The 9,957-nt window shown below is 62.3% G+C and carries 9 protein-coding genes; 4 read left to right on the forward strand and 5 right to left on the reverse strand.

Annotated features, from left to right (window positions below; translation table 11 throughout):
- Positions 1–107: 107 nt before the first annotated feature.
- Positions 108–1,514, forward strand: coding sequence for a UDP-N-acetylmuramoyl-L-alanine--D-glutamate ligase (gene murD / locus AB9K37_RS04835; protein WP_369835808.1), 1,407 nt, complete (start codon positions 108–110; stop codon positions 1,512–1,514).
- Here the strand turns inward: murD and AB9K37_RS04840 are convergent.
- The 3 genes from AB9K37_RS04840 to moaA form a co-directional block, all read right to left on the reverse strand.
- Positions 1,505–2,191 (reverse strand): hypothetical protein, encoded by a 687-nt coding sequence (locus tag AB9K37_RS04840; protein ID WP_369835796.1) that lies wholly within the window; start codon positions 2,189–2,191, stop codon positions 1,505–1,507. The genes murD and AB9K37_RS04840 overlap by 10 nt on opposite strands.
- A gap of 331 nt (positions 2,192–2,522) precedes the next feature.
- Entirely contained in the window at positions 2,523–2,945 is a 423-nt protein-coding gene (locus tag AB9K37_RS04845; protein WP_369835797.1) for a GFA family protein, read from the reverse strand.
- Complete coding sequence (gene moaA / locus AB9K37_RS04850) at positions 2,938–3,942, reverse strand: GTP 3',8-cyclase MoaA (RefSeq protein ID WP_369835798.1); 1,005 nt, start codon at positions 3,940–3,942, stop codon at positions 2,938–2,940. The genes AB9K37_RS04845 and moaA overlap by 8 nt, the downstream gene beginning before the upstream one ends.
- A gap of 89 nt (positions 3,943–4,031) precedes the next feature.
- Here moaA and AB9K37_RS04855 point away from each other — a divergent pair, with 89 nt between their 5' ends.
- Positions 4,032–4,583: a hypothetical protein gene (locus tag AB9K37_RS04855; RefSeq protein ID WP_369835799.1), complete on the forward strand. Its 552-nt coding sequence runs from the start codon at positions 4,032–4,034 to the stop codon at positions 4,581–4,583.
- A 65-nt stretch (positions 4,584–4,648) separates the two neighbouring features.
- On the opposite strand, the gene glmS is transcribed toward AB9K37_RS04855, so the two are convergent.
- On the reverse strand, positions 4,649–6,466 hold the full coding sequence (gene glmS / locus AB9K37_RS04860) for a glutamine--fructose-6-phosphate transaminase (isomerizing) (protein WP_369835800.1): 1,818 nt from the start codon (positions 6,464–6,466) through the stop codon (positions 4,649–4,651).
- A complete protein-coding gene (gene glmU / locus AB9K37_RS04865; protein WP_369835801.1) occupies positions 6,466–7,821 on the reverse strand; it encodes a bifunctional UDP-N-acetylglucosamine diphosphorylase/glucosamine-1-phosphate N-acetyltransferase GlmU in 1,356 nt (451 codons plus the stop codon). The genes glmS and glmU overlap by 1 nt, the downstream gene beginning before the upstream one ends.
- Positions 7,822–7,956: 135 nt before the next feature.
- Here glmU and AB9K37_RS04870 point away from each other — a divergent pair, with 135 nt between their 5' ends.
- On the forward strand, positions 7,957–8,631 hold the full coding sequence (locus tag AB9K37_RS04870) for an HAD-IA family hydrolase (protein WP_369835802.1): 675 nt from the start codon (positions 7,957–7,959) through the stop codon (positions 8,629–8,631).
- On the forward strand, positions 8,628–9,827 hold the full coding sequence (locus tag AB9K37_RS04875) for a DegT/DnrJ/EryC1/StrS family aminotransferase (RefSeq protein ID WP_369835803.1): 1,200 nt from the start codon (positions 8,628–8,630) through the stop codon (positions 9,825–9,827). Before AB9K37_RS04870 ends, AB9K37_RS04875 begins: the two co-directional genes overlap by 4 nt.
- Positions 9,828–9,957: the final 130 nt, after the last annotated feature.

Raw genomic sequence — 9,957 nt, forward strand, 5'->3', positions numbered from 1 at the left:
CCTGCGTATGGTTTACGTATGGCGCACGTACTGACATCGCGCCCCCTCTGGACCGGAGGGGGCGTTTTCGTTAGCGGTGGAGCGAACGGATAAACGAGGTGTTCACGATGATCCCTGTGCGCGGTGTAGACGGTCAGACAATTGCGGTTCTAGGCTTGGGACGGTCGGGGATGACCGCCGCCAAGGCCCTCCGCGAAGGCGGGGCCACGGTGCTGGTTTGGGACGACAACGACGCCGCCCGCGAAGGGGCCGAGACCGAGGGGTTCGAGGTCCGGCAGTTCACCAAGCAGGGCGGCTTTGATGGGGTCGATCTGCTGATCGTCAGCCCAGGGATTCCGCATCTGTACCCGACCCCGAACAAAGTGATCGCGGCGGCCATGGCAGCCATGGTCCCGGTGGACAATGACATCGGGCTGTTCTTCCGATCACTTGCCTTGGACGGGTGGGAGGACCTGGACACGCCGCCCCGCGTGGTGGCGGTGACAGGCTCGAACGGGAAATCGACCACCAGCGCGCTGATCCATCACATCCTGACCAACGCGGGCAAACCCGCGCAGCTGGCGGGCAATATCGGGCGCGGGGTTCTGGATATCGATCCGCCGGAGGATGGCGAAGTCATTGTGCTGGAGCTGTCCAGCTACCAGACCGACCTGGCGCGGGCTTTGACGCCGGATATCGCGGTGTTCACCAACCTGTCGCCCGATCATCTGGACCGCCACGGCGGTCTGGGGGGCTATTTCGCGGCCAAGCGTCGGCTGTTCGCCGAGGGAGGACCGGACCGCGCTGTGGTGGGGGTGGATGAACCCGAAGGGCTGTATCTGGCGAACCAGCTGTCCACTGGACCGACCGATGATCGGGTGATCCGAATTTCCTCGGGGCAGAAGCTGTCGGGGCCGGGGTGGTTTGTGTTCGCTCGCAAAGGGTTCCTGACCGAATGGCGCAAGAACCGTCAGGTCGCCAGCATCGATTTGCGCGAGGTCGCTGGACTGCCGGGCGCGCACAATCACCAGAACGCCTGCGCGGCCTATTCGGTGTGCCGCTCGTTGGGGCTGGCGCCGCGTGTGATTGAAGAGGGGTTCAAGACCTATGGCGGCTTGCCCCATCGCTCGCAGGTGCTGGGGGAAAAGGACGGGGTCAAATTCGTCAACGACTCCAAGGCGACCAATGTGGACGCGGCGGCCAAGGCTTTGGGCGCGTTCCCCAAGGTGCGCTGGATCTGCGGCGGGCTAGAGAAAGAGGGCGGCTTGGGCGGTCTGACGGACCAGTTCGGCCATGTCGTCAAAGCCTATGTCATCGGGCGCGAGGCGGCAGAGTTCGCCCTGAAGCTGGACGGCGTGGACAAGGAAATCTGCACCACGATGGACGTAGCTGTGGCCAAAGCCGCCGCCGAGGCCGAAGCGGGCGAGGTCGTGCTGCTGGCCCCTGCGTGCGCGAGTTTCGATCAGTACAACAGCTTTGAAAAACGCGGCGAGGATTTCGCCGCGCAGGTCCTGAAGGTGTTGGGTCAGGACTGACGGCGATAGGCGGCCAGAAGCCCGTTTTTCACCGCTTCAAAGTGGACGACGCCGACTTGGGCCGGCACTTCGGTTAGGCCCAAGAGGCGCGCAACGGCAAAACGGTGCATACCGCCGCCAGACCGGATGGCACGGCCATTGCGGTCGATGTGGACAAAGATGCCCCCATGCTCGCGCCGGAAGTAGTCGGGCAACGCATTCTTGGGCAGCAGTTTGCCGGTGCGGCTGGCCTCGTCATACAGGCGGTCCATGCGTTCATAGCGGGCGCGCAGCTCGTCGACGCTGTGGCATTCGTCCACCATGCCCTTTTCCGCGATGTCGCGCGACAGCTTGGCAAAGAGAGCGGTCTGCTCCCACGGGACGCCTTCGAGAAAGTGCTGCTGGATTGCCTCTTCTTTGATGTTGCCGGTCAGAGGGGCGACGCTGAGGTCCCAATCGCCGGTTGCTATATGGCCGCTGTGCGATCTGCGGAATCGCGGCGCGCCTTGATTGGGGTTGGGAATGTAACGGTGCGTGACCGCGCGCGGGTCGATATAGATCAACTCGTCGCTTAGGGGCGCTGCCTTGCCAAAAGCGAGGCGGTTGCGCACGTCACGCAGGGCTTTGCGCGGAACCTGCGCACGGATTGCACGGACCAGATTCTGCGGCTGGAGCGGAGGATGGAGGGCAAGGGGCATCGCTTGAGACCTGAACTGAACTGGACAGTTCACTAAAATAGGTCCCTTTGCACCCGCAGAAAAGTGCAGATACGCACATAGGCGTCATGATCCTGATACATAACTGTCACATATATGTTACCTGCGGAATATGTGGGCGGATTTGGTTGTCACGTGAAACCGAGACGCGCCTGTGTCATCTAGGGGTACGGGGGGCAAAGGGCCTTAGACGCGTGGTTTTGCCTTGCTTATTTGCAGGTGGGCGAGGGTCATAGATGCGAAGGGGATTGAAGAATTGTACTGCGCCACGTCCTGCGGGCAGGTGCGTTGGGGCCCTGACGGGTTAGCCTGATTACGCTTTGATGAATTTTAGAACGCCGGCGACTCGCGATGTCCCTTGGGCGTCCGCAGGGTGGTGTTGGCCGTCTGAAACCGGAACTTCGGGAAAATCAAAGGGGCTGAGCCCTTCGATACACGCTGCGTTCACCCCGTATTCATTGGGGTTCGAGCGGCGCTGGTGGTGGGTGTAGATGCCACAATGCTTGCAGAAGTAGTGCTGCGCCGTGCCGGTGTTGAAGGTGTAGAGGGTCAGATCCTCGGCGCCTACGGTGATGGTGATCCCAGCCAGTGGGGCGGTCAGAGCGACGGCACCGCGCATGGCGCAAAAGGAGCAGTCGCAGCGGCGGGCGGTGTTGAGGCCGTTCGTCAGCTGGACCGTGAACCGCACGGCGCCGCAATGACAGCGGGCGCGGAGCGGTTCGGACCAGTCAGCCACCGGTGTGGCTCATGTGGCGGGTCATCTGGCCCGCGACCGTTTGGCGGGAGTAGTCGAAGTCGTGACCCTTGGGCTTCAGTTTAATCGCCTCGCGGATCGCGTTCTCAAGGAGCACGTCGTTGTCGGACATCCGCAGGGGCGCGCGCAGGTCGGCACGATCCTCTTGGCCCAGACACATGAACAGCTCTCCGGTGCAGGTCAGGCGCACGCGGTTGCAGCTTTCGCAGAAGTTATGGGTCAGGGGTGTAATGAAGCCAATCTTCTGGCCGGTTTCCTCGATCCGGACATAGCGGGCAGGGCCGCCCGTGCGTTCGGTCAGATCGGTTAGGGTATAGCGTTCGGCCAGTTGCCGGCGCAGATCTTTGAGCGACCAGTATTGGTCGAGGCGATCCTCGTTGCCGAGATCGCCCATGGGCATCACCTCGATCCACGTGAGGTCCATGTCGCGGCTGGCGCACCACTCCACAATGTCAAAGAGTTCAGGCTCGTTGAAACCCTTGAGCGCGACCGCATTCAGTTTCACGCGGAGACCGGCAGCCTGTGCCGCATCGATGCCGCGCAGCACTTGGGGCAGGCGGCCCCAGCGGGTCACATCCGCGAATTTCTGTTCGTCCAGCGTATCAAGCGAGACATTCACGCGGCGCACGCCAGCGGCATACAGGTCGCCTGCGAAGCGTTCGAGCTGGGATCCGTTGGTCGTCAGGGTCAGTTCCTTGAGTGCGCCTGAGTCGAGGTGGCGCGACATGCTCTGGAAGAATTTCATGATGTCGCGGCGCACCAGCGGTTCTCCGCCGGTGATGCGCAGCTTTTCGACGCCCATTGTGACGAATGTAGAGCACAGTCTGTCCAGTTCCTCGAGTGTGAGGAGTTCTTTCTTGGGCAGAAAGGTCATATTCTCGGCCATGCAGTACACGCAGCGGAAATCGCAACGGTCCGTGACGGATACCCGCAGGTAAGAGATGGCGCGCTGGAATGGGTCTATCAGTGGTGCTGTCATAAGCGTAGAACGTAGGCAGGCCGTGCGGGTTCGGCAAGGTGATTAGTTTCTTTGATAACAGAATATAAATTCGAGAGATGGAGAGCAGGATGAACAGGATTTTCTGCGGGATGGTGACGCTGGTGTTATTGGCCGGCTGTTCCGCCGAGCAAATGACGGCAATGAAGGACCGAGCGGGGCAGTTCAACCCATTGCGCCGCCAGCAACAACTGGACGCCCAAACCCAGAGTGATGCCCCGATGCAAACTGTAGCAGGGGGCATGTTGGCGCCTGCGCCCGAGGTTGAAACCAGTGTGATTTCACCGCCCGCCAATGCGCGCACCGCAGCGCAGTACGACACGGCCACGGATGCGCAAAAGACCGCGGCCCTGTCAGGCGGTGGGCAGACCGCAAGCAAGGGGCAGTTTCTGGGTACGCAGACCGTGTCGTTGGGGGATCCCAAGGAGGCGGGCATCTGGGTCAAAACCAGCCTTGTGGACAGTGCACGCCCCGGCACCGTTAAGCTGAAAGACGGTGCGAATGTTCTGGTGGATCTGAAGCCTTTGGATGGGCCTGGGGCGGCGCAGATTTCGCTGTCGGCGCTGCGGCTGCTTGGCTTGGGCCTGACCTCTTTGCCAGAGGTCGAGATCTATACCCGCTGACGGTTTTTTGAGTATTTTTGGCAAAAAGAAGGCCCCGGCGATGCGCTCGCGGGGGCCTTGGTGTTTTATTCGACGGTGACCGATTTGGCGAGGTTGCGGGGTTGGTCCACGTCGGTGCCCTTGGCGATGGCGGTGTGATAGGCCAAGAGTTGCGCGGGTAGGGCATAGAGGATCGGGGTCAGAAAATCTGACACGTCGGGCATGGCGACAGAGCGCCAGATGCCGTCCTTGGCCTCTTCGATGCCTTTGTTGTCTGAAATCAGCAGAACGCGGCCGTTGCGGGCCATGACTTCTTGCATGTTCGAGACGGTCTTTTCGAAAAGGCTGTCGCGGGGGGCAAGGACCACCACCGGTACGGTTTGGTCGATCAGGGCGATGGGGCCGTGTTTCAATTCGCCCGAAGCATAGGCTTCGGCGTGAATGTAGCTGATTTCTTTGAGCTTGAGTGCGCCTTCCATGGCGAGCGGGTACATCAGGCCGCGGCCTAGGAAGAGGATGTCCGACGCTTCGGCCAATTCGTTGGCCACATCGTCAAAGCTGCTGTCCTGTCCGAGCGCGTGGTTCAGGATGCCGGGCAGAGCGCGCAGGTCGTTCAGGTGCTGCGTCAACTCCGCGTCGCTGATATGGCCACGCTGGTGGCCTGCGCGCAGGGCGAGCAGGAGCAGAACGGTCAGCTGGCACGTGAACGCCTTGGTCGAAGCGACGCCGATTTCGGTGCCCGCGAGGATGGGCAGGGCCACATCGGCTTCCCGCGCGATCGAGCTTTCGGGGACGTTGACCACCGACAGAATGGTGTCCGCTTTGCCCTTGCAATAGCGCAGGGCGGCAAGGGTGTCGGCGGTTTCGCCCGACTGGCTGACGAACAGGGCGGCGCTGCCTGCGGGCATCGGGGGTTCGCGGTAGCGGAACTCGGACGCGATGTCGATTTCGCAGGGTAGTTTGGCCAGACGTTCGAACCAGTATTTGGCGGTGACGCACGCGTAGTAAGCGGTGCCGCAGGCGACCATCGTCATGCGCGACATTGCGGTAAAGTCTATGTCTGGCAGCACGATATCTGCGCCGTCGGTGGTCAGGTAATGGGTCAGGGCGTCGCCGATGACGATGGGCTGCTCGGCGATTTCCTTGGCCATGAAGTGACGGTGGCCGCCCTTGTCCACGCGGGCGCTGTCCATAGAGATGGTACGCATCTCGCGGTGGACCTGCTGGCCGCTGGCATCGCGGATTTCGGCGCCAGCGCGGGTGACGACGGCCCAATCGCCCTCTTCGAGATAGGTGATGCGGTTGGTCATCGGACCCAGCGCGATCGCGTCGGAGCCGACGAACATCTCGCCATCCCCGTGACCGATGGCCAGCGGCGAGCCGAGGCGGGCACAGATCAACAGGTCTTCTTCGCCTTCGAATAGCAGGCAGAGGGCAAATGCCCCTTCTAGGCTCTGGATCGCGGATTGTGCGGCCTCGCGCGGGGATTGCCCTTGCGAGAGGTAGAGGTTCACCAAGTGGGCGATGGTCTCGGTGTCGGTGTCGGTTTCGCAGAGGATGCCGTGTTCGGACAGCTCGACGCGCAACTCGCGAAAGTTCTCGATGATGCCGTTGTGGACCACGGCCACGCGGCCCGAGCGGTGGGGGTGGGCGTTGACCACAGTGGGCGAGCCGTGGGTGGCCCAACGGGTGTGGCCAATGCCCGATTTCCCGGTCAGGGGTTCGTGGACCAGAAGGTCCGATAGGTTGACCAGCTTGCCGACCGCGCGGCGGCGGCGCAATTCGCCATCGTTGACGGTCGCGATGCCCGCGCTGTCATAGCCGCGATATTCGAGACGGCGCAGCGCCTCGACCAGAATGGGGGCAACTTCGTGATTGCCAAGAACTCCGACGATTCCGCACATCAGTTGGTCTCCTTCTTGGCGGCTGCCTTTTTGGCGCGCAGCATATCCATGAGCTTGAACGCCATTTTGGGTTTGTTCACCTGTTTGGCGCGGCCAAGGGCCAGGGCACCGTCCTCCACATCCGTGGTGACGACAGAGCCGGAGCCGGTCATCGCGCCATGGCCCACGCGGACGGGGGCCACAAGCATGGTGCTGGACCCGATAAAGGCGTTTTCGCCGATCTCGGTGTGATGCTTGAAGAAGCCGTCATAGTTGCAGGTGATGGTGCCTGCGCCGATGTTGGTGCCTTTGCCGATGGTGGCGTCGCCGATGTAGGTCAGGTGATTGGCCTTGGCGCCTTCGCCGATCAAGGCGTTTTTCACCTCAACGAAGTTGCCGATATGGGCGTGTTCGCTGATTTCCGCGCCGGGGCGCAGGCGGGCGTAGGGGCCGATGATGGCGCCGCGGCTGACATGGCAGCCCTCGAGGTGGCTGAACGCGCGGATGGTTGCGCCGGATTCCACGGTCACCTCGGGGCCAAAGACCACGTTGGGTTCGATGATGGTGTCGCGGCCCACGATGGTGTCATGGGCAAAGAACACGGTTTCGGGGGCAGTCATGGTGATGCCGCTCGCCAGCATTTCCGCGCGCATTTTCGACTGGAATTCAGCCTCGGCCTCGGCCAGTTGGGCGCGGGTGTTGACGCCCATGGTCTCGGATTCCGCACAGGTTACGGCGGTCGCGCTGCGGCCCGTGTCCCACGCCAGACCCACGATGTCGGTCAGGTAATATTCGCCCGAGGCGTTGTCGTTGCCGACACGGTCGATCAGGTCAAACAGTACCTCGGCCTTGGCGCAGACCACGCCGCTGTTGCACAGGGTGACGGCGCGCTCGGCCTCGGTCGCGTCCTTGAATTCGACGATCCGCTCCAGCTTGTCGCCGTTCATCACAAGGCGTCCGTAGCGGCCGGGATCAGCAGCCTCGAAGCCCAGGATCACAACGTCATGGGCGCTGCGGGCCTCTACCATCCGTTCGATGGTGTCCGGGCTGATAAAGGGGGTGTCGCCGTATAGAACGATGGCGTCGCCGGTAAAGCCCTCTAGCGCGGGGCGGGCTTGGGCGACCGCATGGGCGGTGCCGAGCTGTTCGGTCTGTTCGGCAATCTGGATCTCGTCATCCCAGCGGCGGGCCGCCTCGGCCACCTGTGCGCCGCCATGGCCCACAACAACCACCTGCCGCTCGGGCGCCAAGGCTGCGCCGGACTTCATGGCATGGACCAATAGAGGAACGCCCGCGACCTGATGAAGGACTTTCGGAAGGTCAGAGTTCATGCGGCTGCCTTGGCCGGCTGCCAGAACAATCAGTGCGGTGGACATGCAGGAGTTCCCCAATACTTAATTTTCCCTGCGTTCTACCCCCGTGGTGGATAGTCGCAAGGGGGCGCGGCATCAAAGTTCATTGCGAACCATGTCAAACAGCGGCAAGGTGCCGCCGACAGGAGACTTTGCCCGATGCGTACAATCGTTTTTGATCTGGATGGCACCTTGGCCGACACAAGCGGCGATCTGATCGCGGCTGCGAATTTCTGCTTTGAGCACATGGGGGTAGGGGCACAGCTGGACCCAGCGCTGGATCAAGCCACGGCATTTCATGGGGGCCGCGCTATGCTGCGGCTGGGGCTAGAGCGGCTGGGCCGCGCCGGTGATGAAGACGAGGTGGATCGCCAGTACCCGCGTCTTTTGCAGGCCTATGGCGAGCGGATTGACGTTTTCACAACGCTCTACGACGGCGCGATGGAGGCCGTGGCGCGCTTCCGCGCCGCCGGCGACCGCGTGACCATTTGCACCAACAAGCCAGAGGGGCTGGCCGAAACCCTGCTCCAGCGGCTGGGCATTCGGGGCGAATTCGACCACCTGATCGGGGCGGATACCCTGCCGGTGCGCAAACCCGATCCCGCGCCCTTGCGCGCAGCGATTGAGAATGTGGGCGGCTCGGTGGGCCGTGCGGTCCTGATCGGGGACACCAATACCGATCGTGCTTGTGCGGCAAATCTGGGGATTCCGGTGGTTCTGGTGACCTTTGGCCCGAATGGCCCGACGGTGGCGGATCTGAACCCAGAGGCACTGATTGGCCACTATTACGAACTTGACGCTGTCGTGGACCGCCTGATCCCGAGGGCCGCATGACCGAGGTCTTCACTGGTTCCTTCACCCAGCAAGAGCCCATCAGCGACGAGGGTATCGCTGCCGCAGTCGAGGTCATGCGCCACGGGCGTTTGCACCGCTACAACACCGCTGCAGAGGAAATTTCCCATACCGCCCTTTTGGAAGAGGAATTCGCGGCTTTCACCGGGGCGAAATACGCGCTGGCCGTGGCATCCGGGGGCTACGCCATCGGGGCGGCCCTGCGTGCAGCGGGCGTCCAGCATGGCGACCGCGTCCTGACCAACGCCTTTACTCTGGCGCCGGTGCCGGGGGCGATTGCCTCGGTCGGGGGCATCCCCGATCTGGTCGAAGTGACCGAGGATCTGGTGATCGACCTCGACCATCTGGAAGCCAAGGCCGCGACCGGACAGTCGAAGTATCTGCTCCTCAGCCACATGCGCGGGCACATCTGCGACATGGACCGGCTGATGGCGATCTGCAACGCCCAAGGGATCAAGGTCATCGAGGATTGCGCCCACACGATGGGTGCGACCTTCAAAGGCATCCAAAGCGGTCGCCACGGCCTGATCGGCTGCTACTCCACCCAGACCTACAAGCATATGAACTCTGGCGAAGGCGGCTTTCTGGTCACCGATGACGCCGAAACCATGGCCCGCGCGATCATCCTGTCGGGCTCCTATATGCTCTACGAACGCCACCGCGCTGCTCCGCCGCCCGAGGTCTTTGAACGGGTCAAATACGTCACTCCCAATATCTCGGGCCGGATGGACAATCTGCGCGCGGCGATCCTGCGCCCGCAGATCGCGACCTTGCAAGAAAGAATCGACGGCTGGAACGCCCGCTACGCCCGCGTGGAAGAGGGCCTGTCGAACTGCCCCGGCCTGCGGACCATCCGTCACCACGCCGATGCGGTGCAAGTTGGGTCCTCGATCCAGTTTCTGCTATCGGACTGGCCAGCTGAAAAAGTCACAGGCCTCCTGTCCCGCTGCACCAACCGAGGTGTGGAACTAAAATGGTTTGGGAAAGCAGAACCCGTCGCCTTCACCAGCCGATACGACAGCTGGCAGTACTTCGATGCCGAAAAGCTGCCCAAAACCGACCGCGTCCTTGCGGGCCTGATCGACATGCGCTTGCCGCTAACCTTCAGCTTGTCAGGATGCGACCTGATCGCTCGGATTATCCGCGAAGAGGTCTCGATCCTGCATCAGGCAAGGTGAGACTCCGGCTTCTTTTTGCCGGAAATACTCCGGGGGTGAATTGGCCATCGGCCAAGAGGGGGCAGCGCCCCCTTTTTCTTTTCCCGCAGCGCGCTGCGCGCGGATGGGGGGGGTGCCCCCACAACCCCGT

It is taken from the genome of Donghicola sp. XS_ASV15, from assembly GCF_041224595.1.
In the GTDB taxonomy this organism is placed as follows: domain Bacteria; phylum Pseudomonadota; class Alphaproteobacteria; order Rhodobacterales; family Rhodobacteraceae; genus Donghicola.